The organism is Nostoc sp. S13 (assembly GCF_029379315.1).
In the GTDB taxonomy this organism is placed as follows: Bacteria; Cyanobacteriota; Cyanobacteriia; order Cyanobacteriales; family Nostocaceae; genus Nostoc.
This window is the reverse complement of sequence record NZ_JAQYWQ010000055.1, coordinates 17,328-42,099: the sequence shown is the minus strand read 5'-3', so window position 1 is coordinate 42,099 and position 24,772 is coordinate 17,328. Positions and strand designations below refer to the sequence as shown.

21 protein-coding genes, 1 other RNA gene and 2 pseudogenes are annotated in these 24,772 nt (G+C 42.7%); 15 read left to right on the top strand and 9 right to left on the bottom strand.

All coding sequences use genetic code 11. The features are described from left to right. Positions 1-197: 197 nt before the first annotated feature. The gene (locus PUQ00_RS17810) at positions 198-683 is read left to right on the top strand and encodes a molybdenum cofactor biosynthesis protein MoaE (protein ID WP_300419040.1); all 486 of its coding nucleotides are present in this window, start codon (positions 198-200) and stop codon (positions 681-683) included. A gap of 400 nt (positions 684-1,083) precedes the next feature. Beyond that, entirely contained in the window at positions 1,084-1,404 is a 321-nt protein-coding gene (locus PUQ00_RS17805; RefSeq protein ID WP_300419039.1) for a hypothetical protein, read from the top strand. Positions 1,405-1,430: 26 nt separating this feature from the next. Here the strand turns inward: PUQ00_RS17805 and PUQ00_RS17800 are convergent, their stop codons facing one another. The 5 genes from PUQ00_RS17800 to PUQ00_RS17780 all read right to left on the bottom strand — a co-directional run bounded on the left by PUQ00_RS17800 (position 1,431) and on the right by PUQ00_RS17780 (position 6,154). After that, complete coding sequence (locus PUQ00_RS17800) at positions 1,431-1,754, bottom strand: DUF2103 domain-containing protein (protein WP_300419037.1); 324 nt, start codon at positions 1,752-1,754, stop codon at positions 1,431-1,433. Between the two features lie 5 nt (positions 1,755-1,759). Continuing rightward, a complete protein-coding gene (clpS, locus tag PUQ00_RS17795; RefSeq protein ID WP_300419035.1) occupies positions 1,760-2,086 on the bottom strand; it encodes an ATP-dependent Clp protease adapter ClpS in 327 nt (108 codons plus the stop codon). 195 nt (positions 2,087-2,281) lie between these two features. Then, positions 2,282-4,312, bottom strand: a complete 2,031-nt coding sequence (locus PUQ00_RS17790) for an FAD-dependent oxidoreductase (protein WP_300419033.1) — start codon at positions 4,310-4,312, stop codon at positions 2,282-2,284. 487 nt (positions 4,313-4,799) lie between these two features. Next, entirely contained in the window at positions 4,800-5,123 is a 324-nt protein-coding gene (locus tag PUQ00_RS17785; RefSeq protein ID WP_180277395.1) for a hypothetical protein, read from the bottom strand. Positions 5,124-5,899: 776 nt separating this feature from the next. Beyond that, positions 5,900-6,154 (bottom strand): hypothetical protein, encoded by a 255-nt coding sequence (locus PUQ00_RS17780; RefSeq protein ID WP_300419030.1) that lies wholly within the window; start codon positions 6,152-6,154, stop codon positions 5,900-5,902. A 508-nt stretch (positions 6,155-6,662) separates the two neighbouring features. On the opposite strand from PUQ00_RS17780, the gene PUQ00_RS17775 reads away from it, so the two are divergent. From PUQ00_RS17775 to PUQ00_RS17725, 11 genes are all read left to right on the top strand, one after another. After that, on the top strand, positions 6,663-6,815 hold the full coding sequence (locus tag PUQ00_RS17775) for a lmo0937 family membrane protein (RefSeq protein ID WP_300419028.1): 153 nt from the start codon (positions 6,663-6,665) through the stop codon (positions 6,813-6,815). 320 nt (positions 6,816-7,135) lie between these two features. Further along, complete coding sequence (locus PUQ00_RS17770; RefSeq protein ID WP_300419026.1) at positions 7,136-7,660, top strand: pentapeptide repeat-containing protein; 525 nt, start codon at positions 7,136-7,138, stop codon at positions 7,658-7,660. Next, positions 7,657-8,814 (top strand): 5-(carboxyamino)imidazole ribonucleotide synthase, encoded by a 1,158-nt coding sequence (locus tag PUQ00_RS17765; protein ID WP_300419024.1) that lies wholly within the window; start codon positions 7,657-7,659, stop codon positions 8,812-8,814. The genes PUQ00_RS17770 and PUQ00_RS17765 overlap by 4 nt, the downstream gene beginning before the upstream one ends. A 60-nt stretch (positions 8,815-8,874) precedes the next feature. Continuing rightward, a non-coding RNA gene (gene ssrS, locus PUQ00_RS17760) (6S RNA) lies at positions 8,875-9,058 on the top strand. Positions 9,059-9,282: 224 nt separating this feature from the next. Beyond that, positions 9,283-9,510: an addiction module protein gene (locus tag PUQ00_RS17755; protein ID WP_300419022.1), complete on the top strand. Its 228-nt coding sequence runs from the start codon at positions 9,283-9,285 to the stop codon at positions 9,508-9,510. Positions 9,511-9,544: 34 nt separating this feature from the next. Continuing rightward, positions 9,545-9,802 (top strand): type II toxin-antitoxin system RelE/ParE family toxin, encoded by a 258-nt coding sequence (locus tag PUQ00_RS17750; RefSeq protein WP_300419021.1) that lies wholly within the window; start codon positions 9,545-9,547, stop codon positions 9,800-9,802. A gap of 321 nt (positions 9,803-10,123) precedes the next feature. Then, positions 10,124-11,365, top strand: a complete 1,242-nt coding sequence (locus PUQ00_RS17745) for a pitrilysin family protein (protein ID WP_300419041.1) — start codon at positions 10,124-10,126, stop codon at positions 11,363-11,365. A gap of 101 nt (positions 11,366-11,466) precedes the next feature. Beyond that, positions 11,467-12,738: a pitrilysin family protein gene (locus PUQ00_RS17740; RefSeq protein WP_300419020.1), complete on the top strand. Its 1,272-nt coding sequence runs from the start codon at positions 11,467-11,469 to the stop codon at positions 12,736-12,738. A 389-nt stretch (positions 12,739-13,127) separates the two neighbouring features. Next, positions 13,128-13,673 carry a bluetail domain-containing putative surface protein gene (locus PUQ00_RS17735; RefSeq protein WP_300419018.1) on the top strand — a complete coding sequence of 182 codons (546 nt, stop codon included), beginning with the start codon at positions 13,128-13,130 and terminating at the stop codon, positions 13,671-13,673. A gap of 69 nt (positions 13,674-13,742) precedes the next feature. Beyond that, the gene (locus PUQ00_RS17730; protein ID WP_300419016.1) at positions 13,743-14,753 is read left to right on the top strand and encodes a peptidoglycan-binding domain-containing protein; all 1,011 of its coding nucleotides are present in this window, start codon (positions 13,743-13,745) and stop codon (positions 14,751-14,753) included. Positions 14,754-15,115: 362 nt separating this feature from the next. Beyond that, on the top strand, positions 15,116-15,469 hold the full coding sequence (locus PUQ00_RS17725; protein WP_300419014.1) for a phage holin family protein: 354 nt from the start codon (positions 15,116-15,118) through the stop codon (positions 15,467-15,469). A 513-nt stretch (positions 15,470-15,982) separates the two neighbouring features. On the opposite strand, the gene PUQ00_RS17720 is transcribed toward PUQ00_RS17725, so the two are convergent. From PUQ00_RS17720 to PUQ00_RS17705, 4 genes and pseudogenes are all read right to left on the bottom strand, one after another. Next, entirely contained in the window at positions 15,983-16,483 is a 501-nt protein-coding gene (locus PUQ00_RS17720; RefSeq protein WP_300419012.1) for a cobalamin biosynthesis protein, read from the bottom strand. 238 nt (positions 16,484-16,721) lie between these two features. After that, positions 16,722-17,732, bottom strand: a complete 1,011-nt coding sequence (locus tag PUQ00_RS17715) for an NAD(P)-dependent alcohol dehydrogenase (RefSeq protein WP_300419011.1) — start codon at positions 17,730-17,732, stop codon at positions 16,722-16,724. Between the two features lie 479 nt (positions 17,733-18,211). Then, positions 18,212-19,285, bottom strand: a pseudogene (gene nrdJ, locus PUQ00_RS17710) (ribonucleoside-triphosphate reductase, adenosylcobalamin-dependent); the annotation flags it as partial. Positions 19,286-19,573: 288 nt separating this feature from the next. Next, positions 19,574-22,021 (bottom strand): annotated as a pseudogene (locus tag PUQ00_RS17705) (LAGLIDADG family homing endonuclease); the annotation flags it as partial. A 245-nt stretch (positions 22,022-22,266) separates the two neighbouring features. Here PUQ00_RS17705 and PUQ00_RS17700 point away from each other — a divergent pair. Both PUQ00_RS17700 and PUQ00_RS17695 read left to right on the top strand, forming a co-directional pair. After that, complete coding sequence (locus PUQ00_RS17700; RefSeq protein ID WP_300419008.1) at positions 22,267-22,776, top strand: GNAT family N-acetyltransferase; 510 nt, start codon at positions 22,267-22,269, stop codon at positions 22,774-22,776. Between the two features lie 84 nt (positions 22,777-22,860). Further along, a complete protein-coding gene (locus PUQ00_RS17695; protein ID WP_300419007.1) occupies positions 22,861-24,447 on the top strand; it encodes a GMC family oxidoreductase N-terminal domain-containing protein in 1,587 nt (528 codons plus the stop codon). The last annotated feature ends 325 nt before the right edge of the window (positions 24,448-24,772 follow it).

The window sequence follows — 24,772 nt, the reverse complement described above, 5'->3', positions numbered from 1 at the left end:
AAACCTCTCCGTATTCTCTCTTAGTCTTGTTCAGAAATCAAATAGGAGTCCTATATATATTTGTTTACATAAATTAAATTTTTCTTGTTATCAACCTAAAAGTTTTGCCTAAAAGCATTAGTAAGAGCAACTAAACATCCACCAGCAGCGTTTTGTTCAGAGAGAATAGAAAAAGCCTACATAATACCAACGCAGTTATGACGACTACACTTGCCTCTGCTGTTAAACCAAGAGCCGAAGATAGTTTTGCCATTAGCTTTGCACCATTGTCTCTTGAAGAAGTCTATGCCAAGTCTGACGATCCAGCCAACGGTGCTGTGGTTATAATGAGTGGCGTGGTTCGCAATCAAACTGATGGTAAACCTGTAATTGCTCTAGAGTATCAAGCTTACGAACCTATGGCATTGCGGATATTTTATCAAATTGCTGCTGATATTCGCTTATCTATATCTGATGTGAATCGGGTAGTGATTCATCATCGCACCGGACGTTTGCAAGTTGGAGAAATTAGCGTTTTAGTAGCAGTGGGTTGTCCTCATCGGAGTGAGGCGTTTGAAGCTTGTCAGTATGCTATTGATACCCTCAAACACAATGCTCCCATTTGGAAGAAAGAGCATTGGGAAGATGGTTCTAGCTGCTGGGTAAATATTGGTGCTTGTGAAACATCAAAAGAAAATTGTTAAGATTTCTGAGCTATTGTCTTCAAACAAGTGCAATCTCTTGAACACCTAGCAATTCATCCAGCAATTAGCAAACTATAATGTTTGCGGCGCTAGTTGCTGGTTGAGAGTTCTTTAATTACGAATATACGAATTATTTTAACCTACGTTTATGGCTAGAGTCCCATTTGAAGTAATTTGAGCCGCCTCCACTAATAGCACCAGTACTAAAGTTTAGCGTTTGGACTTTCAACGCCTACTTAACAGAAATACTTAATTTTTATTAATTTGTAAAATAACAAGTTCTGTTGTATTTTTTTACATAAACAGCATGACTCTATTGAGGTTTGTAAATGTTTTGTATTTCTGCAAGTAATATTCCTTTAGACTGAATTTTAATCGAAAAACTTAGGGATAAACACAAATGCATTCGTTAAATATATTTTGTCACGAATTTGTAGTTGCTGTCTCCTTTGTAGCTTGCATTATTGGACTGGTGTTACTGTGGGACGGTAAGCAGCAAAAAAATGATGTGGAAGAAACAGAGCGGATTCTGTTTAGAATGAGCTTTACATACTGGCTAGTTTATTGTGTAGCCTTTGGTATAGAGAAAATAGTTTTACCCGACTGGGAATCTGTACTGATGACTTTGAGAATAACTACGGCTCTGTCATATTTCTTAACTTTTTCTTGCATTGTGAGTCTGCCACTACACAAATTTGCAGTACACCGTGTAGAGGAATAGTTATTGGGCATGGGAATAGGGCATGATTAAGATTTCATCGCGATCGCTAATGCCGTTTCCAGTTCTGACTGAGCCAAAGGGGTCAAAATGAACACCTCTTGTACCGTCTTCCCCTGCCGTGCAATTACTTTATAGCCGCCGCGAATTGGTACTGAGACACGCAGTTGCATTTTCGGACAATGACCTTTTGCCCGCCCGATCACTCCCGGTGTCACGGTTTGGATGCTATCCTGCTGACAAAGACGTTCTAAAATGGGGATCAGACCAGAAAGGTGTGTCGAGTGATTCCAAACCAGTCTGGCAGCTTTTTGGGAAGCTGCCCGGAGGGGATCTACGGTGGGTTTGCCCATGATGATTAAGCTGCTTCTAGAGGTGCCATTGTCAAACCTGCTCGGCGCAGCTGCTGATGATAAAGTTCCGCAGGTTCTTGGGGACCGACCCAGACGATCGCTTGACCTTCATAGTGTACCTGATTAGTCAGATCCCACGCGCGATCGCCAGTCATTCCCGGAATATATTTCATCAAACATTCAGCCACATGTGGGAATGTATTAAAATCATCATTTAATACAATCACTTTGTAATTTGGATACGGCTTGCTGGTAACTTGATTAGACCGTTCAGGAGCTATAGTTGGTGCTGTGGCCATCCCGTAAACATCTGCTGAAAATGTCGTAACCATAGAACAATTGAGCAAGATAATTTTACAAACCTACACTATAAGTAAATAGTTTAGTCTATTGTGTGCGGAGTGGGGAGTGGGGAGTGGGGAGTGGGGAGATGAGGGAGATGAGGAAGATGAGGGAGAAATAACCAATGCCCCATGCCCAATGCCCCATGCCCCATGCCCCATGCCCCATGCCCCATGCCCCATGCCCTATTTCCAATTATCCCAGTTTTCGTTAAAAATAGATGTATCCGGGAAAGCCGTAGGGTTGCCATTTTGTTGCAAAAGCCTTTTGAGTGCTTCCAGTTGTGGCTCTTGTTTGGGTAAGTCATCTACTAGTTGGTAAGGTGCGATCGCATTTTTGATGGCAAAACTAGCAACAGTTCCCGCAGCAGCGCCAGCCGACCATTCAAAGGAATGTACTCGATAGGCAGCAGCAGCAATATGACTAGTAGCAATGCTTTTGCCTCCTACCAACAAATTATCAATTTTCTGGGGAATCATCGCCCTCAGAGCAATTTGGAAGGGATAAGCTTGACCAGCACCACGTCTTTCGCCTGGACGTTCTGTGTTACCAGGGGCTTCTGGAGGACTATTCACCATGCAAGGATGGAAATCTATAGCGTAGTGACCAATACCCACAGCGTCGGGAAAGATGGTAGAACGAGTCCGTCGCATTGCTTTGTCTGGTGAAACTTTACCGTCAATTACTGATACTGCTTCCAAACCTGCAAGTGCTGCTCGTAGCCGACGATACATATCTGCTGGCAGAGTCTTGGGGTAATACTGATCATTATAATTTCGGCGAGAAATATCAATTTCCCAAATACCAAAGCCTCCAGGTTGTCCCCAACTAGGGCGGCCAATGATGCGGCGTCCTTCCCGCATATAGGGATATTTCGATAAGCCATGTACTGTCCCCATTGGGGAATTTAGCCCTGACAACAAGCGGTTATTAGCTTGCTGCTGCTTTACACCCTCCCCCAGTTGGGAATCTGTAGTCCCAGCTACCAACCAGTAATAAAAAGATAGGGCATTTTCCTCAGCCTTGCGGAGGCTTTCTGTCCGCAGTCCTCCCAGCCAGCCCCCTGGTTTTAACTGCCCAGTAGCTTGTAACTGTTGGCGACTGTAAATTAGGTTATCGTTAGCTGTTCCTGGGCGGTAATCATTACCCCAAGTCCAGTTTTGCATCGAGATATCCCCTGGTGTGGACGCACTAAAATTTACACCGCCGAATTTTGCTGGTTTCCCTTTGTTTGGACTCCAAATGCGACGATAGGTGAAAACCAAATCAAAGTTAGCTAATCGCGTTAATTCATAGCTGAAATATGGCGCGTATTCTAAATAAAATGGGGGCATCGTCTGCGGTTGCGGTTCCTTGGTTGCCTCCATTGCAAAGGTGTAGGTAAAGCCTTGAGGGCAATATGGGTCATTGTTGGGGCTGGAAGCAGAAGGTTCTAGGTAGGAACGGGCATCAATACCTAATCGATAGGGGACATCAGCAAGGGCGATAATTTCCCCAGTTTCGCTGGTGTCTACGACGTACCATTTAGGAGCATCCCCTTTCGCTGCCTTGGGGATAAAACGGAGAATAGTTTTAGTAAACCGAGATGAGTTTTCGTAGCTATAAGAATCTTCAATACTTTGAGATAAAGTAAAAGTATTGAGAGGTGGTGCGCCTTTTGCTGGTTGATGTTGGATAGCGATCGCACTATTAATTATTTTGCCATCAGCAGCGATTTCTAAATCCTTAATTACTGTGTTGGGAAACCATTGTAACTTCCCTTTGCCCCGCTTTTCGGCATCTTTGAGCATCTGAGTCAAAATAGTGTGAGCATCGCGAGGGAGAAAACAAGATTCACTTACCCAGCAGTCACCGGGGTTAAGTTTACCGTATTTGCGCCCAATCCGGTTTCGCAAATCTAGGTAGCCGCGAGAATAGAATTTGAGAGCTCGCTGAGTTGGGCGTTCGTCTAACGCAGATGTCCCTTGAGCCGAAATTTGTCCTCCCAGCCAGTCAGTAATTTCCGTGAGGCAAACTGTTCGTCCTGCTAGCAACCCCTCGTAAGCTGTGGCGACGCCAGATAGTCCACCACCCACAACTAAAATCTCGCAATTAATACTTTTATCTGGGGTTCTCGGTGGCGCGGCGTTTACCCCATCAAATGCAACTAAGGTGGATATTAAATTGAGACTGATCAGCGATGTCAAACTGTAAGCTACTTTGTGTCTGCCCTTCATAGTTAAAAAAAACACTCCAAATCCTGTGTCACCTTGTAGAAGGTAGCATCCAGCAAATGTTTATTACAAGCTTATTGAATTGAGCATTGGGCAGTGGTGTCATTGGGTATTAACTCGTTCGCTGACTTTAACTATTAGACTTATCCGTAAATGGGAAATGTATACGGTAAAGGAATTTCAGCGATTATAGAGAAATGTGCGTTAACGTAGCTCGTCCTAGACATCGCTAGACTAGATATACGCAATAATAGGGTTTTGAGCATAACTTATGGCTAAATTATCACTTTAAGGGTAAAAATCTCGGTGAAAATAAAATTTATTTTTTACCAAACAATTTAAATATTAATGGTTAGTGAAATCAAATCTGTAGTAACTAATAATGTTTAGCTGAAACTGTGGTGATTTCGTCTCTTTTTCTGAAATTAAAAACTGCTCTTGCTGAAAGTAGACAAGAGCAGTTTTTAATAGCAAAGCCCAAAATAAGAATTTAGGCATCTTCAAGTTCAAATTGAGCCACCGTAACCGCGTTAAAAGCAAAAGCTAAAACTAATGGCATCGGCGACTGAAACCAAAAAGTAAAAAGAACAGCTAGGATTGTGCCAATTACTGCGGACATCGACCACAATCGTTCTTCAAAAGTCAATCCCTTTTCGGCTTTAATCAATCTGAGAACATGAACTGGAATTGGTTCCGGCATTACCCCACCCGGAGGGAAAGCCCAAAAGTTGTTACGTCGCTCTACAAATAAATCTGTCCAGCCATTTTCTTGGCACCATGCCTCAATCCATTGAAGTGAGTAATGATTCATCATCGGGTTTCAGAGTTCGGTTTGTGGAAGTTGTGTACTTGGCGAATATAAACTCTTAGAGATTCCTGAATAACTAACTAATCGCTATAAAATTAACGCTAATTATCCGACTTTTAAGCTTTCTTAAGCAATTGAGACGCATATAATTACGCTCAAACCTTGCTTTGATTAATTAAAAGATTAACAGTTGATCGGGCCTGTTTACTTTGAAAGACAATAAACTTTACTTGAAAAATTGAAAGTCAAGAATTGTAAATAATCAGTAAGTATTACTGCTCAATAAAACTCTTTATATTCTAAAATTGATATCTAAAAAATGAAGAATTGTAAACAAATCAACCAGCGTCAGCGAGTCAATCATGTCCGACTTAATACTTATGTGATTGCGAGGGTCGCGTGGCAATCCCAAACCTTTGCGATTGCTACATTCCACTTCTCTACGAGACGCTACCGCGAACGTTGCATTCGCAATGACATATCGTAAGTGATTTGCCCAACTTGATATCAGACGCTCCTACGGACGCTCGTTCTTCGCTAACGCAAATGCTTCTCTACGAGACGCGCTCGTAACGCTATCGAGCGTCACAGCGCATCGTAGACATTGCTTTATCTGGCTAAACCATTTATTTAGAGTTATGAATTTTAAGTTTTACCTTCATCAAGAGCGATTGCATAACGGCACTGCCCCGATTGCAATCGCGTTGGACAACAATCGCAGGCAGGCTTCATGAAATAGAAGTGGTTCAGGACTTACGCAAAAAGGCAGTGAAAGTCTTGATTTACCGTAGGGGCAATTCATGAATTGTCTCTACATTTGGTACTTGATGCGTAACTCCAGTGGTTATATCTACTTTCTCCAAGGATGGTGGCGATTCAGAAGAACTAGTGCTACTTTCTGGTGTTGAAAGCTCATCACCTACAATTCCATCCCATGAATAGTTGCAGATTTTAGTGCGAAGCAATATACCAAACGTCAAGTTAATTGCCAGGGCGAAGGAATCGATAAAAATGAAATTCACAAAGCGATCAATCATTAGACCCTCTTAAGCTAAATTGAGCATCAAGTGATATTTGCTGGCAGCACTCAATGAGTATAAAAAGCCTTGTAAAACCTTACCCCAACCCTCTCCGTGGGTTCGGAGAGGGAGCAAGAATCTTGTTTCTCATCTGGTATACTTGCACTCATTGAGATGCTCCCTATTTGTTTTCTTACTACACATGCCACAATCTCTTTTCCAGAAATGCATGGTATCTTAATACTTCTCAGTTACCCAGAAGATCAGGGAGTAGTTTACGCTTAACCGAAAAGTATTGCCTGCCGTCTGATGCTCTAGTTGACCCATTGCCACAACAAGTGCTGATCAGGAAAAAGCAATAATTGCAAATTGCAATTATTGCCGATGTGATTAATTTTTAATTAATTTTATTTCTTAAGAAGGATGATTTAATTTTATATACCTCTCTGAAGGTAAATAGAATCAAAGTGAAGCTAGGAGTAAAATCTATGAGCAAATTAAAACTTACTGGACTCAGAGCAAATATATGTTGAGTATACTTTGGGGTATTGTTGTTGTACTGGTTGCTTTTTGGGCATTAGGACTGACACTTCATATTGCTGGAAATTTAATTCATGCAGTGTTGCTTTTAGCCATTGCCCTTGCTATCTATAATTTTTTCAAAGCGCGTGATGTGTGAATATAGTGGTTCCCGACTTGGTAAGGTACGTTTTCAAAGTTACTAACCTTGCTAAAAAAACTTGAGTGTACCTCAGTTGCTTAGGAAACGCTATATACTGAGTGCGATCGCTCCGCCAACGCCAAAGGCGAACGCTCCTAATATTGTCGCTCTCTAGCTAAAGGTGCGAAGTGATGTCCACGACGGGCTACACCTATGTACTTTTTGCGTTACAAAATATTAAGCAAGGGAAATACACATTCCCCAAGTCCGGTAGCAAGGCTGGGAGTCTCAATCAGGATTAAACCAGTCTTGCTAATATTCAAATGCGGTAAGCTTAAATGCAGCGATTAGACACAAAATTGACTCTCGATATATTTTGGCGGCAAGGGTTGGCGTTCCTTCTAGGAATTATTATCTGGTGCGTGGCTGATCCCGCATTGGCAGTAGACTGGACTCATCCACTGTCATTTAGCAATGCAGAGTTGTCAAGACGTGATTTTTCTGGTGAAAGTTTGCAAGCTGCGGAGTTTTCTAACGCCAATATGGAACTGGCTAACTTTGCAAATGCTGACTTGCGGGGAGCAGTCATGAGCGCTTCGGTGATGACAAAAGCAAATCTTCACGGAGCAGATTTAACTAATGCAATGGTTGATCAGGTAAACTTAACTAAGGCAGATTTGAGCGATGCAGTTTTCAAAGAAGCTCTTTTGCTCCGTGCCATCTTTAATGATGTGAATATTGACGGTGCAGATTTTACAGATGCAATTTTAGATAGAGTGCAAATCAAAGAACTGTGCGGGAAAGCCAGTGGTGTGAATTCCAAAACAGGCGTGCAAACTCGTGATTCTCTAGGATGTCAATGAAGCGTGTTGGTGTAATTGGTGGCGGACAACTTGCCTCGATGATGGCGGATGCAGCACAGAAGCTAGGAGTAGAATTAGTAATACAAACTCCTAGTAAACAGGACCCGGCTGTGTCAATTGCTCAGGAACTCGTTTTCGCGCCGGTAGATGACACCAGTGCTACAGAGATATTAGCTAAAAAATGTGATGTCATCACCTTTGAAAACGAATTTGTTAACCTGCAAGCTTTATCTGTTTTAGCACAGCAAGGGGTTTGTTTTCGCCCACGATTAGAAGCTTTAGCTCCTCTTTTAGATAAATATCATCAGCGTTGCTATTTACGCGACTTGGGCTTACCAGTTCCTAAATTTTTCGCCGTTGACGAGGCAGAAAATCTTAAATCAAAAATAGAATATCTAGGTTTTCCCCTAGTCCTTAAATCTCGACGCCACGGTTATGACGGTCAGGGTACTTTCATAATTCCGGATCTTGCTACTTTAGAGCAAAAGCTAACTTTAAATCAATCACTTTTCTTGTTAGAAGAATTTGTCCCATTTGAACGGGAACTAGCAGTAATTGCAGCGCGTTCTGTAGAGGGAGAAATTATAACTTACCCAGTGGTAGAAACCCAACAAGAACAACAAGTATGTCGACGGGTGATTGCGCCAGCCCAGATTACACCCAATCAAGTAGCAGAAATCCAAGCGATCGCACATACTCTATTAAATAGCCTAGAAGTAGTGGGAATTTTTGGAATTGAGCTATTTCTAGGTGCTGATGGCAAAATCCTGGTAAATGAAATTGCGCCCCGTACCCACAATTCTGGGCATTTTTCCCTTGACGCTTGTGAAACTTCTCAATTTGAGCAACACCTCAGAGCCGTTTGTGGTTTACCTTTGGGAAATCCGGCTTTGCAATGCGCTGGTGCTGTGATGGTCAACCTGCTGGGGTATGAAAATTCTCACAGCGAGTACCAAAGCCAGCGTCAAAAAATAGCAGAGATTCCCCAAGCGCACGTTCACTGGTATGGGAAGACAGAATCACGTCCGGGGCGAAAGTTGGGACATGTCACCGTTTTGCTGGACAATCAAAATAGAGAATCGGGAAGTGCGTACGCCGTTGGTGTAGGCACCGCGATCGCCCACACCATAGAATCCATCTGGTATCCCAGGTAAATTTTTCAGAAACTTTCGATATTGAACACACAACATCTTTTTGAAAGTTATAATGAGTGAGTTGCACTACGACGTTGGTGACTGCCATCAAGTTTTTTGATCTATGCCTTTAAAGACAAGGGAGTCAAACAGTTCTCGTGGCAGTAAACCGGGCATGTACCCGGAAACTTTAAACGAGGAATTTAGGTTCCCACCTGGTTAAACCAGGTCATAAACTTAGGTAAAACGGCGTCGCGGTGAACTTAAAATTATTAGCTCCCAAAGTCAGTTAGAACTTGGGAGCTTTAATTATTTCAATCAGAAAAACTTATAGCACTATTTAGTTTACATATTCTAAAACGTCAATGATATTACAAAGTCCTTTTGTCCTTGAAGCAGCGAATAGCTTTTCAAAACGCCATTCTGAAAGCATCGGTGTTGCCAGTGATAGACTTAGAACGAAATGGCTAGTCACTGAACGAGGTTGGTATGAACGCAGAGTTCACTCAGATTTTTGAGTTAACCCTCTCAGAAAAATTGCAGCTTGTTGAAGACTTATGGGATAGCATTGCCCAAGTTCCAGAGCAAATTCCTGTGCTTGACTGGCAAAAAGAAGAACTTGCTAAGAGAAAAGCAACCTATTTACAAAATCCTGACTCAAGTAGTTCCTGGGAAGAAGTTAAGGAGCGAATTCGTAGTAGACAGTATGCTGCTTAGAAATCTGATTATTCTGCCAGTGACAGAATAAGATGTGGCTCAGGCTTTTATCTGGTATGAAGAGCAGGAACTTGGTTTGGGTGAAGAATTTCTTCGTTGTCTAGATGCTTGTATTCAGTTCATTCGGCGAAATCCAGAAATGTATCAGGTAGTTCACCAAAGCTATCGAAGGGCTGTAGTTCGGCGCTTCCCTTACGTTGTTTTCTATGAGCATTCGGACACTACAATTATTGTCTATGCAGTTTTCCACTCTTCTCAAGATCCAAATAAATGGCATCGTAGGCTACCATAAAACCCAATAATCAGTAAACGTAAAAGTTCATCGCTAAAAATAGTACTTTATGATACAGTTTTTTGAGCAATAGGGTTGTAAAAACTTATTCTGCGATCGCTTGCGCTTGCTCTTGTCAGTCCCAGAAACATCGACACAAACCCTAACTCTTTTGTCAACTTACAAAAGAGTTAGAGCTTCTGAATTTAGCGATACCTGCTGATAAAAACAAAATCTGTATAAATTGATTCTAAATTAGGTATCGTTCAGAGGTAAGATCACATAATTGCGTTAAATTGTGGTTAAAGCTACAAAAAATTGTCACAGCAACTAACTAATACCGTGTTTCCAGCCTCGGTCTTCCGACTAGAGAATGGCTTAACTTTTATTCATCAAGAAATTCCCACTACCCCTGTAGTTGTGGCGGATGTTTGGGTGCGTGCTGGAGCAAGCCTAGAACCAGAACCGTGGTTTGGTATGGCGCACTTTTTAGAACATATGATTTTTAAAGGTACAGCGACGCTACGCCCTGGAATGTTCGATTACAAAGTTGAAAACCGAGGTGGCGTGAGTAATGCGGCGACAAGCTATGATTATGCTCATTATTCACTCACCACAGCTACCCCTTATTTAAAAGATACTCTGCCCTACTTGGGAGAACTACTGCTGAATGCAGCAATTCCAGAAGATGAATTTAGCCGCGAACGGGACGTGGTGCTAGAGGAAATTCGCTCTTGTGATGATGATTCTGACTGGACAGGATTTCAAGCTCTGATTCAAAGTATCTATCAGCGTCACCCTTACGGACGTTCGGTGCTGGGTACTGAGCAAGAACTGATGCAGCAATCACCAGAAGCAATGCGTTGTTTTCACCGCACTTACTATCAGCCGGAAAACATGACGGTGGTAATTGCCGGAGGTATAGCCCAGCAACCAGCTTGGGAAATCCTAAATCATTCATTTGCTGATTTTGCCGAACGCTCGAATTGTCCGCAGTTTGAGAAAGTGGCAAAGCCAGTGATAACAGGAATTCAGCGTGAAGAACTGTGTTTACCACGCATAGAGCAAGCGCGATTGTTGATGGCGTGGCTAGTACCCGGAGTAGAGTCAATCCGCACTGGCTATGGTTTAGATATGTTGTCGGTGTTATTGGCCGAAGGGCGGACTTCGCGTTTAGTGCGCGATTTGCGAGAAAATTTGCAATTGGTACAGGGAATTTGCAGTAGTTTTTCTCTCCAACGGGAATCAAGTTTATTTACAATTACTGCTTGGTTGGAACCAGAAAATCTGGAGGAAGTTGAGTCCTTGATTTGCGCTCATTTGGATGATTTGCAGACTAGAGGAATTAGTGAACAAGAACTTGCCCGCGCCCGCAGGCTGCTGTGTAACGAGTATGCGTTTTCTACGGAAACGCCAAATCAGTTGACGGGGCTTTATGGATATTACAATACGATCGCTCAAGCTGAATTAGCTGTGACATATCCCCAGCAGATTCAGTCTTTTGATGCCCAAGAACTGCAAAAGTTAGCTAAACAGTATCTCTCGCCGCAGAATTATGCGGTTACTATACTTAAACCGTGTTAGGCATTGGGCATGGGGCATTGGGCATGGGGCATTGGGCATTGGGCATTGGGCATGGGGCATGGGGCATTAGTTTTTCACAAATGACAAAGGACAAAGGACAAATGACAACCTTGCTGCAAAAATCACCTATCCATCGCACCGTACTGAACAATGGCATTGTCCTGCTGGTAGCAGAAAACCCTGCTGCGGACATTATTGCGACGCGAATCTTTGTGCGTGCCGGTAGTTGTCATGAAAACCGGGAGCAAGCAGGGTTGGCACATTTGCTATCAGCAGTGATGACAAAGGGATGCGATGGTCTTTCTAGTTTGGAAATTGCAGAAATTGTCGAGTCTGTAGGGGCGAGTTTGAGTGCAGATGCTGGCACTGATTATTTTTTGGTATCTTTCAAAACGGTAACATCCGATTTTGCAGAAATTTTAACATTGGCAGGGCGGATTTTGCGATCGCCTACTTTTCCCGAAGCTGAAGTGGAACTAGAACGGCGTCTAGCACTCCAAGATATTCGTTCCCAAAAAGAGCAGCCGTTCAATGTCGCCTTTGAACAAATGCGGCAGGTAATGTACCAAAATCATCCTTACTCTATGTCGGTGCTGGGAGATGAAACCACCATGAGCCGCTTAACTCGTGCGGATTTAGTGGAGTATCATCAAACTTATTTTCGTCCAGATAATGTAGTTATTAGTATTGCTGGGAGAGTCACACCTACGGATGCGCTAGCATGGGTGGAAGAAGTTTTTGGTGATTGGCAAGCTACAGCCCAAGCACTGCCAATACTAAATTTACCTGAAATTAAGGTGGAACCAGAGGTAAGATTGAAGCCAGTACAGACACAACAATCAATTGTGATGCTTGGTTATTTGGGAACATCGGTGAGTTCTCTTGACTACGCCCCACTGAAGTTGCTGTGTACTTACTTGGGAAATGGGCTTTCTAGTCGGTTGTTTGTGGAATTGCGGGAAAAACGAGGTTTAGCTTACGAAGTATCCGCCTTTTACTCCACAAGGCTATTTCCAGCGTCATTTGTGGTTTACATGGGTACAGCACCAGAAAACACCAGCATCGCCCTAGAGGGACTGCGTACAGAGGTAGATTTATTGTGTACCACCGAAATATCCGAAAGCGCCCTCCAAGCTGCTAAAAACAAGATCCTGGGGCAGTATGCCTTGGGTAAACAAACCAACGGGCAAATTGCTCAGATATACGGCTGGTATGAAATTTTGGGCTTAGGAATTGATTTTGATACAAAGTTTCAAGAATTGATTGCGGCTGTGAGTGTCAAAGATGCGATCGCCGCAGCTTGTAAGTATTTAAAATCACCTTACTTGTCTTTAGTTGGTCAAGAAGAAGCAATTAATAATGCGATCACATAGCTTTGCTCTCTAAGGCGCGATGCAGTGTTTCTGAAAATTAGACGAGCGATACAACTGCTAAATTTCATGTATTTCTATGTGGTATTAAACTGTACTTAGTACCATTTCACTACACTACTTTGTTTAATTTGACAGTGTTTTGTAATCGAGTAGGTGTGTGATCAATAACACATACTCGTTAATTGAGGCAACGATATTGTCTTTGTCAAGGTTGAAATACAGGAAGAATGTATATTACAACTTGATGTCCATTTTATTTCTGTGATGCCAATGGCAAACTGACTTCAGCAGATATTGACAGCAACAGTGATGGCACTACTGATGCCTTTGCTACTTATCTATATGACACCAATGGTCAATTAATCAGAAAGACCACCACAGAGGGAAATGTGCTAAACATTACTTTAAATGGTGGTAACGGTGCAGATAAACTCACTGGTGGGGCTGGTAATGATCAAATTTCTGGCAAAAACGGCAACGATCAGCTTTTGGGATTAGTCGGAAATGACAAACTAGTTGGTGGTAAAGGTAATGATATCCTTAATGGTGGCGCTGGGCGTGATACCCTAACAGGCGGTTGTGGCGCTGATAAATTTGTGTTCAACAGTCTGAGTGATTCGCTCCTGTCTGGCTTTGATAGAATTACTGACTTGAATATTTGTCAAGATAAAATTGATGGGCTGTATGCAGTTAACGCTGTTAATTTGGTTCAACTTGGCACTGTTGCTAGTTTAAATTTCTCAGATGTACAACAGATATTGACTGCAACTGGTTTTGTGACTAAAGGTGCGGCAACTTTTACTTTCGGTACAGGCAATAATCGGCAGACTTTTCTAGCACTCAATGATAATATTAATGGATTCTCTGCCCTAACAGATGCCGTAATTGAGATTACCGGCTACAAAGGCAACTTGACTAACTTAGCGATTGTTTAACTTCAGGTTGCTGTTTTTTAGACCAAGCGGCTGTACTATTAGCATGAGAATATTCTGGGAGTAAATTCCATGCAAGGCAGCCTGATAGCAAGTATTTTGAGTTACTTAAAATTACTAGATCCAACTGGAAATCGCTGTAGGATGGAAAAACGGCAAAAAGGTTGGTGGACAAAAAGCTCTAAATCTTTATCAGCCATTGAAATACTCTTGTTCTCCACTACGCCTGTGCTGATTGCCTCAACGTCTTTAGTATCAATAGCTGCGCCACAAAAAATTGCCCAAGTAAATCCTGGAGATAGCATCAACCGCCCTACCCTCAAAGTTGGTAGTCAAGGCGACCGCGTGTCTGAACTTCAAGCAGCTTTGAAACTTTTGGGTTATTACTCTGGTGCAGTAGATGGTGTATATAGTGAGAATACAGCCAGTGCTGTTTCCCGGTTTAAACAAGCAGCTGGCTTAAATCCAGATGGCGTTGTTGATGCCAGCACTTGGCAACGACTTTTCCCGAATGAACCGGTAGCGGCATCAACCCTCACTTCATCCCAGCCAAGATTTAACTCAACCACGAATTTTCCTGTTCCAAGCCAGGCTAGTAACCTGACCAACCTTGCAAATCCTAACCCCAACCCTCCAAGACAAGCTGGAACACAAGTTGGGACTAGCCCTAAGCCAAAACCTACTAACCCAAAAAAAGCTGTAACACAACTTCCGACCAGCCCTGAGCCAAAACCTGCTACCCCAAGAAAAGCTACAACTTCAAGCACACGGAAAACGCCGAATCGTACTACATCAACTACTCGACCTCAGTCAAACACAACTAATAAGCGAACCCCTGGTATTCAATACACCTCAGAAGGATTGCCAATTTTGCGTATAGGGTTACGTGGTTCTGAAGTTGTCAAGTTGCAACAACAACTGAAAAAGCTTGGTTTCTTGAAAGGCGATGCCGATGGAGACTTTGGCGTGACCACCGAAGAGGCTGTCAAAGCTGCACAAAAGCGCTATGGTTTAGAAGCTGACGGTGTGGTTGGTGGCTCTACCTGGGAGGTTCTTTTGCCGCGATCGCCCCAACAGCGTTAGGCTGATATTAAAGTTGCCATGCATTATAGTGCAATTTTGTCTCCCTTAATGACTTGGGAATTTGCTAGTGCTAGATACCCTCTTTTAGATACAGAGGTTTCTCGACCGAGAGCCACCTCTGTAGGAATTTTCCTGCTCAGATCATTTTTGATCAACTTAATTCGTGGTACATCCTGCAATACGATAAAGATACCCTGATTGAAAGTATCTCTCTATGCGATCGCTGAAAAATTAGATTATTTTTGGGTTAACAAAAGATGGTCGCAACTTTCGGAGCTAAGTATAACGACATCTGATAGTGTTACAGATTACAACTGGCAATAGTCAAATTAATTAAACTGCTAATTCCTGTAAAAAAACTTATGCAACACTTTTTATTAACTTGGCTCGGTAGTGCGGTGGCGTTATTTCTTACTGCTAATATCGTTCCGGGATTCTTTATCAAGAATTTTGTCACTGCCTTGGTCGCTGCCCTTGTTATTGGTCTGGTTAATGCATTTATTAGACCAATTTTGCAGATTTTGACGTTTCCGATTACCTTACTCACCTTTGGTTTATTTACATTAGTGATCAACGCCTTAACCCTTTGGCTGGCAAGTGCCCTAACTCCTGGTTACGGTTTTGAGATTCAGGGCTTTTTACCTGCTTTGTTAGGTTCAATTGTGCTAGCTATTGTTTCTAGCATAATTAACTATTTGTTGAGAGTGGTTGACTAGAAAAATTAATCAGAAGTCCTGCTGAAGACATAATTGGTGAATTCAGAATACCCCAGCAGTCAAGTCGCTTCTCTACGAGACGCCAAAGGCGAACGCTCCAATTAAAAATTAAAAATTATTAATTAAAAATTGCAAGACGCTCGAGGACTCGCTAACGCTTCGCTATCAGTGGTTGCTCTGAACCCACCACTGATTGTAGACCACTGAATCAAAGATTCAGTGGTTCCTCTAAACCCCAAATTAATTAAAAATTATTATTCTTCTTAATTTTTAACTTTTAATTAAAAAAAGGTCACGGAAAGAATTTTTTCTTATCCAGGATTAAAATTGCTTGCTCTAAACCTCTGTTAGAGATGATTTATAAAGTAAACCTTAAATTGTAGGGTGCGTTATAGCAACGCTTAACGCACCGAGAAACATGGTGCGTTACGGCTACTTCTCACTCTCTCGAACTCCCAAATCCTTGCATAGCCGTAACACACCCTACTTAATATTTACTTTATAAATAGCCTCTTATACGTCCAACCGCACAGAATCCATTCTGAATTCTTTTTCGGTAATACTGATAATTTTTGAAGCTTGGGCAACAGCTAGCGTTACCGCTCCTGGTTGCCCTTGTAACTGGAAAATTTGTTTAGGGACTAAGAACCTCACCCGCAATTCCTCTATGCTTGTAAAGGGAAAAACAGTCATGAATGTGAGTTGAGACGCTGCAAGAATAGCAGCTGCCTCTGCTACGCTAGGTGTACCTACTTTGTGGTCGGTAATTGTGGCAGGGTTGGGGACACAGACAGAGCGAAGGATTTGGGCAGAAAAGGTTTTTAGGGGCAAATTGCGTAGGTTACAAAGTTCTACTAAACCAACTTCCGAGGCTTTAGTGTCAATGGTAGCAATACCTGTGATCGCACTTTGACAAAGTTGATTTTCTCGAAATATTTGCTCAATTGCCCGATCAATCAACTGCCATGAGGTTCCCCCTTTACAACCGATTCCTACCCAAAAAACTTGTTGCACTTGCTCTATTTCCTGATTCAGTTCGTGTCACGCTTTCTTATGCTTGGGTTTTTTGAATCAATTCAGCGATGCCTAAGTTGGACTGCACCAACGATAAACATAGAATTAAACTCTTTAAAATTAGGAATTACGAATTATAGGACTCCTATTTGATTTTTGAACAAATTAAGTACTAATCGAAAAGGCTTATTCCCTACTCCCGGCCTACGCAAGTCAGTTCAATAATCAAAGCGGATTACTATAGATTAATAACCACTTTACCGAAGTGAGCCGCACTTTTGAGGTAATGATAAGCTTCTCGTGCTTCAGTGAATGGGAAAACTCGATCAATAATCGGTTTGATTTGATGCTGTTCCATCGCCTGATTCATCGCCTCAAACATGTCCCTACTGCCCACATAAATTCCTTGAACTGTTAAACTCTTAAAAAGTATTGGCATGGGGTCAATTTCATTTCCTCTGCCTGACAATACGCCAATTAAGCTAATACGTCCGCCAATGCGGACTGCTTGTAGCGATTTTGGCAGAGTACCTGCACCGCCTACCTCAACTACATGATCTACACCCGTGCGATTAGTCAATTGATAAACTTGCTTTTCCCAATCTGGTGTTGTTTTGTAGTTGATTGTCTCGTCGGCACCAAGCTGTTTTGCTCGTGCCAATTTCTGATCACTGCTGGAAGTAATAATCACTCTAGCACCATGTATCTTGGCAAACTGGAGAGCAAAAATCGAAACTCCTCCAGTACCGAGTAATAAAATACTATCACCGGCGCGAATATTGACTTTTATCACCACTCCATGCCAAGCTGTGACTGCTGCACAGGGCAAAGTCGCGCCTTCAATATCGGATAGATAGTCTGGTAATATCACTAAACCATCTTGGTGTAATACGACATACTCAGCCAGCATTCCATCGATACCGCCTCCGAGATCGGATTTCATTTTCTCTTTGGTTAAAGAGCCATAAATCCAGTCTTGGAAGAAAGTACCAGCGACGCGATCGCCTATTTTCACCCGTGTCACACCTTCTCCCACCGCCACAACTTCTCCCGCACCGTCAGACAGGGGAATTAACGGATATTTCTGTCCAGCACCGTAAGCTCCTTCGGCGACAAGTAGATCACGGTAATTTAAAGATGTTGCTTTGACTTGAATCAGAACTTGTCCCGCAGTTGGTTTTGGTTCAGGGCGATCGACTAATGCCAGAGCATCAATCCCGCCATTGCTTTGAATTTCGTAAGCTTTCATTGGCGGACTCCTTTTGCCAAAGATCATAGTGTAGACAAATTTTGTGCTGCTTTTCTACATTAATACTTAAGTATTTTTGTGTTTTGAGTTGATATAGCGGTTCCCATTCAGGTGCGGTACAACATTATATTGCCAGGTGTAGGGGCTGTTCTGTGCCCATTGGTGTCAACTTAAACCAAAACTCTTTTAAAACCTCGTTTCCAACCAGAGGCTGGAAATGTTGCTCATTGCGGCTCTGCCGCTCTTTCTTGAGGCGGAGCCTCCCAAAGGCATTCCCAGTTAGAGACTCTTAACGAGACAATCTCTAAAAGCTATTTCTAGACTAACTTTCACGTTAAGTTGACACCTATGGGCACAGAACAGCCCCTACGCGTGTACCTCACGTAAAAGAGAACCGCTATATAAAAAGCAGTGGTTAAATATCATATGAAACCACTGCTTTTTAATAGTGCCTACCCAAAGTTGATTGTCATTTCACCTTATGGGCTTGGTTGCTGATCGGGAAACATACACTTATCAGAGTCACAACCACTAGGGCCAGCCTCTGCCATTTCGCCGGAATCGTAGCGGCTTAAGACTGCACAGAAATCATCTGTTTTGCGCCGTGCTTTCACCTCTTGAGTCAAGCGATCGTAGGTTGGTTTATCTATTGGTTCAAATGGCAAACGTGGGAATGATTGCAAATCGTCGAAACGGGCTAAAAGAGCTGCTGAAATATAGCCCTGGTCATTCTCGATAGTTTCATAGATACGCTGTGCCAAAGGTTCGATTTCATCAGAGCGAAGTTCCAAAGTAGCTGATGTGTTGTGAGTCACATACCAACGTTGAACTTGAAGGACAAAATCAAATTGGGCTAAAACAGAAAACTTAGAAACATCGATTTCATCAGCTCCTGGTAAATCAGCCCAAGTTACAGAAACAGGGATTTCTACTAACCACTCACTCACCCGTGAATCAAAGGGATCGTTAAGCAAATTGCCCTGTTCATCTTTGTCTGATTGAGAGGGAATGACGTTGTAACCATAGTCAATACAAGCTAAGGCTACTGGGTCATTTTTGCCGAAGGTAATGCGGCGAATAAATCTTTGGGCTTTCGGGGGATGCCATCCTGAACTAGCATTAGTTAATAAAGCCTTAGTACCACTGGGTTGGACTGTAGTACAGCGATTTGGACGTTTGAGATTGTGGCGATCGCAGTAATCCCAAACAACCCGATGTACAATATCTTTCCAGGAAGTTAGATATTTTTCTTCCTTACGCTTGAAAGCTAATCCTTGTGCAGTTGCTGGTCTTCCTTCTGCCCACCAGCGCAGCCAATCAACACCAAACGCATGGACAAAGAAATCAAATAAACCTGTAAAAGAAACTCCTACAATCGGGTCTAATTCACGGCTGTATTGATAGCGTGGTTCCAAGAATTTGTGATTTAAAAGTGCTGCTACAGATAGCGCTCCAGCAGTGAAAGCCTCTTCTTGTTCTTTGTAGTTATATGGGTCGATTTGATTAAGGTGAACCTCAGACAAATTACAGTGAAAATTAGTACCGATGATTTCCATATTTGTTACCCTAGAGGCTTTTTATCCCCTAGTTCTACTGCTTGATTATTTGCAGTAGCTCCGCGTACATTTTGCATATGTGACTTCAGATAATAAAAGTGCTTTTCACACATGCCCCCGCACTCTTGGAGAGATTATATTCTAGACACCAATTTCTGATGTAATCTAGTTTCACTCTCTACGCTGTACGGTGTCAAAGACTTTTTAGTTCCTTTGATTACCACGGGATTAGCATCTCAGCTTTCCCCGTTTTTACGAGGTTTTTAACGTGAGGCAAAATCAATTACCACACGGATTTAGCCCATAGCGAGCTAAACGATGTTCTAGCTCATTAGCATCAAGATTTGGATAATGTTCTTTTAACCACTGTTGTGCTGTTCCTTGTTCATAAGCTTGCAAAAAATTAACTTTCAGAGCCTGTGTTGGCAGCAAATCAATGTTCGATCGCGCTACGGCTTCACCAGCCCATTGAATCGCTCCCTCACCGCTATAATATTGTTTGCGGACGGCATTAAGACATTCTTCTAAGGTTGGCTTGCGGTGAAAAACTCTGGTATGGTTTGCCATCCTAAGTGCATCACGCTCTGGATCAATTCGCCAATTGCCACCTTCATCCTGCTGCCATAAGTTATCTTTGGCATCGGCGAACAAAGTATCTTCGCTAGAACCTTGCCTCATACCAGCACTATTATGTGTCAGATAGCCATCACAATAGAAACAATGAGCTTCTTCGACTTCAATATCGTAAGTGTGGACATGATCATAACTCCCCAGTCCTTTAACAGTGACTGGAATATCTAGCAAGATATCAGCTTCAACGATATAGCGTTCATAATTGGCATCAACAGTGCGAGATCCTTGAAATCCCATATCTCGCATCTCGCTATAGCTGTAAGCTTCCCGCATGATGGCAGCAGGAAGGGTGAAACCATACATTTTCAGTCCTTTTTTCACATACCCTTTAACTGAGTGTGGCGCAATGAGTGCGTTGTAACGCTCTTTAAAGGCTGGTATTGTGAGGCTGTACTTAACTTGCCATGTTTGCTGTTGTGGATGGGTAATGCTAATTCTGCCAGCGATACCCAAGCTGGATAAAACTGCACTAACTTGTCTAATAAATGACCGATAGACTGAGGTAACTAAGTGAGGGGGTCGGTTATTGACAGCACCATCACTGTCCATTAATCCAGCTAAGTAAGCCGCCCTGATATCTACTGAACCCTGCAAAATAAAACTAGGAATTGCTAGGTGAATATTTGGCTGCTTGATATAACGATGAAAGTACTCAGCTAATCGAATAGATGAGCAGATTGATTTGGCAGTGTTTTCACCCTTGATGATGCCATGAGTAGCAGTCAATCCAAATAAAGCTAAAGCGGCATCTATTTTGGCTTGAACTTTAGCTGTGAGTTCCGTATTTAAACTGTTCATTGCCCATTCAACCCGGCCATAAGGCTTATCATACTTATTTCGACCGAGAGCAATATAGCCGTCACCGTGGGTTAACCCAATTAGCCAAGCAACCTCAGCTGTCAATTCGGGAATTACAAAAGACTTAGCTGTACGACTGTTTGAGGGTCGAGATTCAGTAAAATCAGGGGGTAGATGGGTAACTGTACCAGGTATAACTTGTGTGTTGTGCAGCAGGCGATCGCCCTCAGCTAAACTTGCAATCGACTTCCAGGTAATTCCCCCTTGAGCATCTGCAAGAACTGCTTGTCTGTGGTTTAAAGTTGCTCTAGGGTAAGTCGCATTAGTTTCAATTTCATAGACATCCTGAAATCCTTGGTCGAATTTCTCAACAACTCGCCGAAATCCTAAAGGAGTTTGTACTAGATCACCCACTTGGACATCGCAAATGGGAATAAGACCTTTTGAAGTATGAACTAAAGCATCTTCAGGTAGACAGCGCCTAATATTGCCTGCAACAATTGTGACAGCAGCTTGATCGATTAATAGACAGCATTCAACTGAATTTAATTGTCGTCCTAAAGCTTTATTAAGAATAGATGCACAACCCTGATAAAGTCCAGGCAATTTAACAGGATTAGCAACTCCTCCAAAGCCGTTGAGAGTTTCTCCTGCTTTTCGGACATCGCTGATATCGACTAATACTTCAACTTCTGTTGAAAATTGTTCATCAGTGGAGAGTTCCAACAGGGTTTGATATGATTCAACCCAACCTTCACGGCTATCTCCAACGTGAATAGTGACATTATTGCCTTCTATATGAGTTTCAGTATATTCACGCCGCTGTTGGACAGGAGTGCTGCCAATTTCACCTTGTACGGTGACATTCAGTCGATTACGGATGGGGGGTAACTGGTTAATAAATTGTGGTTCTAGGACGGCTCCAGTGCCACAGCCCATCATTGCCAAATCCATCATTAATCCGAAGGCACTCCAGTCTTCGAGATTGGTAGAGGTGCAATTATAAGCCCCGGAGAAGTTCTTTGGCTTGGTTATCCAGTCTGTACCACCAACCCATAGCCAGCGTCCACTGGGCATAGCTTTCAAGTTGCGCTGCATCTGATCCAGGATGGCTGCTTCTTCTTGAGTTAGCTTTCCCAGCTTGATTAAGCCGAGTAGAGTGCGATCGCACACCTCATCCCATGTCTCCCTTAGTCCCGCCTTTGTCCGGCGGCTATAGGTTCTAAAAAATACGGGATTAGCAGCCGGTGCAGTTTCGGGAAACCTTGCACTCTGGCGTGTTCTTTCGAGATTCTGAACCATATATCAAGTGTCTTGCGTGCGGACAGATTATGACTATACGCCAAGTAGTTTTAGTATTAAAGATTGTCAAATTGTCCACTTTACGCTACCTCTACGCCGTACTCATTGCAACATAAATTTATGATGTATAATGTCGCTCACCCTTGGGAGAATCTCAATATTGAGTTTTAATTAGCACTCATTAATTTATAAGTAAATTCTCTTGATACCGATTCTTATTTAATTACTTAGCGGAGGCATAAACTTTGCTTAAAATTATCCAGGTAGAGACTGACGAACATAAATCTCATATACAGAAACTGTTTTGGGAATATTTTAATGAGACTAAGTTGATATTCAGCCATCGGTTCGGCATCAAGTTAGATGTTGATACATTCTTTGAGCAATATATGACTCAACTTCACGAATTTATACCCCCTTCAGGACGCTTGCTTTTGGGACAATCCGAGGCACAAATAGCCGGCTGCGCTTGCTTACGAAAAATTGGTGAAGATGTTGGCGAAATTAAAAGGATGTATGTAAGACCAGAATTTCGCTCAAAAGGAATCGGTCGGTCTTTATTAAAAGCTATCATCAATGAAGCTGTTTACATTGGTTACTCAAGGATACGTTTAGACAGTGCCCCTTTTGCAAAGGAAGCACAGGCACTTTATCGGATATTTGGCTTTCAAGATATCGAGCCGTATTTGGAAAAAACAGAGATTCCTCTAGAACATCGAGCAAACTGGGTTTTTATGGAATTGGTTTTAAAATGATGCGAGATTCCTAACATCGTCACTCTCCCGTTCATTGCTAGCATTACAGTTCTTAAAGTAGTTGAATTTATAAGCGAGGATGTCATGAGTCAATATGACTATATTGTGATTGGTGCTGGTTCGGCAGGCTGCGTTGTCGCCAACCGGATGACACAAAATAGTGAAACAACCGTGTTATTACTCGAAGCTGGCAATCCAGATACTAAACCTGAGATTCAAATCCCGTTGGAATCCCCCAACCTACCTCGCTCGGAACTGGACTGGAAATATTTCTCTGAACCAGAACCGTACCTGAATAACCGCAAAATCTTTTGTCCCCGTGGCAAAGTCTTGGGTGGCAGCAGTTCGATTAATTCCATGATTTATATCCGGGGCAATGATCACGATTATGACCACTGGGAGTCATTGGGGAATCCTGGTTGGAGTTATCAAGATGTATTGCCCTATTTCAAGAAATCTGAAAACCAGCAATGCGGTGCCGACGCATACCACGGGGTTGATGGGGAGTTGAGCGTCACCGATATTCAACCCCCTACTGTGGCATCGCAACGATTTGTAGAAGCAGCCGTGGCAATCGGATATAACCACAATCCTGATTTCAATGGAATACAGCAATCAGGTGCGGGAATTTATCAGTTGACGGTCAAGGATGGTAAACGTCACAGTGCTGCTGCTGCATTCCTGATGCCAATTCTCAAGCGTCCCAATTTGACAATAACAACAGGAGCGTTAGTGACTCGGTTATTGTTTGAGGGAACCCGCACCGTTGGGGTGGAATATATGCACCAGGGAAGGCTGCACCAAGCCAGGGTTAACAAAGAAGTGATTTTAAGTGCTGGTGCATTCGATTCGCCCAAGCTGCTGATGCTTTCCGGCATTGGTGATGCAGAACAACTGCAAGCAATGGGGATTCCTGTCGTCGTTGATTTGCCAGGTGTCGGTAAAAACCTCCAAGACCACTCTCTGGTTCCTGTGGCACACCAGATAATTACCAGTCCTGTGGCACACGAGGTAATTGCTGGGTTAGACCCGGCAATTACCAGTAATGGTAATGCTGAAGCCGGATTATTTTTGCATACCGAAGGTAATCTGGATGCCGCGCCAGATTTACAGTTTTTCTTCGGTCCCATTATGTGGATATCTCCTGGCCAAACCCTCTCTGGTTTGGGATTCACTGTTACAGTCAGTTTGACTCATCCCCAAAACATTGGCAGTGTCAGTTTGTCCTCGCCTGACCCCAAAGACCCACCAATTATTCGGATCAACTTTCTGCAAAGTCAATCTGATGTGCAAAAGCTAGTTGCTGGGATTAAAATAATGCGTAAATTATTTCATACAAGTGCCTTTGATCAGTTTCGAGGTGAGGAAATCAGTCCCGGTGCTGAGGTGATTAGCGATGAAGCACTCGAAGCTTACATCCGGGAATTTTGCGTTACGGGGTATCATCCTGTCGGCACTTGCAAAATGGGAACTGACTCAATGGCGGTTGTTGATCCCGAACTTCGGGTACGCGGTGTTACTGGGTTGCGGGTTGTTGATGCATCGATCATGCCAACTCTGGTCGGGGGAAATACGAACGCGCCCACGATTATGATCGGCGAGAAAGGAGCCGATTTAATTAAAGCCGCAAGTGGTGTTTCATCGCAAGTAGCTTCAGCAATGGCAAACTAACTCGCTGGCGCGATCGCCTGGAGATAACATAAGACTGTATTAACTACAGCTTCAACATTCATAACCACAACTGAAGCTGTATTAACTACAGCTTCAGCATCTATAACCACAGTTGAAGCCGTATTAACTACAGCTTCAAATTTACTTATAACATCAGGAGTATTTATAAATAATGCTTAAGCTATATTAATTACAGCTTCAAATTTACTTATAATATCATGAGTATTTGTAACCACAACTTCAGCATCTATAAGCACAGTTTAAGTTGTATTAACTACAGCTTTCACTTTACTTATAGAAAGTTGGGTGTACCGAATGTATTGTC

Bases quoted from the DNA above. Each gene is read 5' to 3' on its own strand.
- PUQ00_RS17770 (WP_300419026.1), top strand. From the start codon at position 7,136: ATGCAGCGATTAGACACAAAATTGACTCTCGATATATTTTGGCGGCAA.
- PUQ00_RS17790 (WP_300419033.1), bottom strand. From the start codon at position 4,312: ATGAAGGGCAGACACAAAGTAGCTTACAGTTTGACATCGCTGATCAGT.
- PUQ00_RS17755 (WP_300419022.1), top strand. From the start codon at position 9,283: ATGAACGCAGAGTTCACTCAGATTTTTGAGTTAACCCTCTCAGAAAAA.
- PUQ00_RS17730 (WP_300419016.1), top strand. From the start codon at position 13,743: ATGCAAGGCAGCCTGATAGCAAGTATTTTGAGTTACTTAAAATTACTA.
- PUQ00_RS17715 (WP_300419011.1), bottom strand. From the start codon at position 17,732: ATGAAAGCTTACGAAATTCAAAGCAATGGCGGGATTGATGCTCTGGCA.
- PUQ00_RS17800 (WP_300419037.1), bottom strand. From the start codon at position 1,754: ATGGGCAAACCCACCGTAGATCCCCTCCGGGCAGCTTCCCAAAAAGCT.
- PUQ00_RS17695 (WP_300419007.1), top strand. From the start codon at position 22,861: ATGAGTCAATATGACTATATTGTGATTGGTGCTGGTTCGGCAGGCTGC.
- PUQ00_RS17780 (WP_300419030.1), bottom strand. From the start codon at position 6,154: ATGATTGATCGCTTTGTGAATTTCATTTTTATCGATTCCTTCGCCCTG.
- PUQ00_RS17765 (WP_300419024.1), top strand. From the start codon at position 7,657: ATGAAGCGTGTTGGTGTAATTGGTGGCGGACAACTTGCCTCGATGATG.
- PUQ00_RS17725 (WP_300419014.1), top strand. From the start codon at position 15,116: ATGCAACACTTTTTATTAACTTGGCTCGGTAGTGCGGTGGCGTTATTT.
- PUQ00_RS17785 (WP_180277395.1), bottom strand. From the start codon at position 5,123: ATGATGAATCATTACTCACTTCAATGGATTGAGGCATGGTGCCAAGAA.
- PUQ00_RS17805 (WP_300419039.1), top strand. From the start codon at position 1,084: ATGCATTCGTTAAATATATTTTGTCACGAATTTGTAGTTGCTGTCTCC.
- clpS (WP_300419035.1), bottom strand. From the start codon at position 2,086: ATGGTTACGACATTTTCAGCAGATGTTTACGGGATGGCCACAGCACCA.
- PUQ00_RS17775 (WP_300419028.1), top strand. From the start codon at position 6,663: ATGTTGAGTATACTTTGGGGTATTGTTGTTGTACTGGTTGCTTTTTGG.
- PUQ00_RS17740 (WP_300419020.1), top strand. From the start codon at position 11,467: ATGACAACCTTGCTGCAAAAATCACCTATCCATCGCACCGTACTGAAC.
- PUQ00_RS17810 (WP_300419040.1), top strand. From the start codon at position 198: ATGACGACTACACTTGCCTCTGCTGTTAAACCAAGAGCCGAAGATAGT.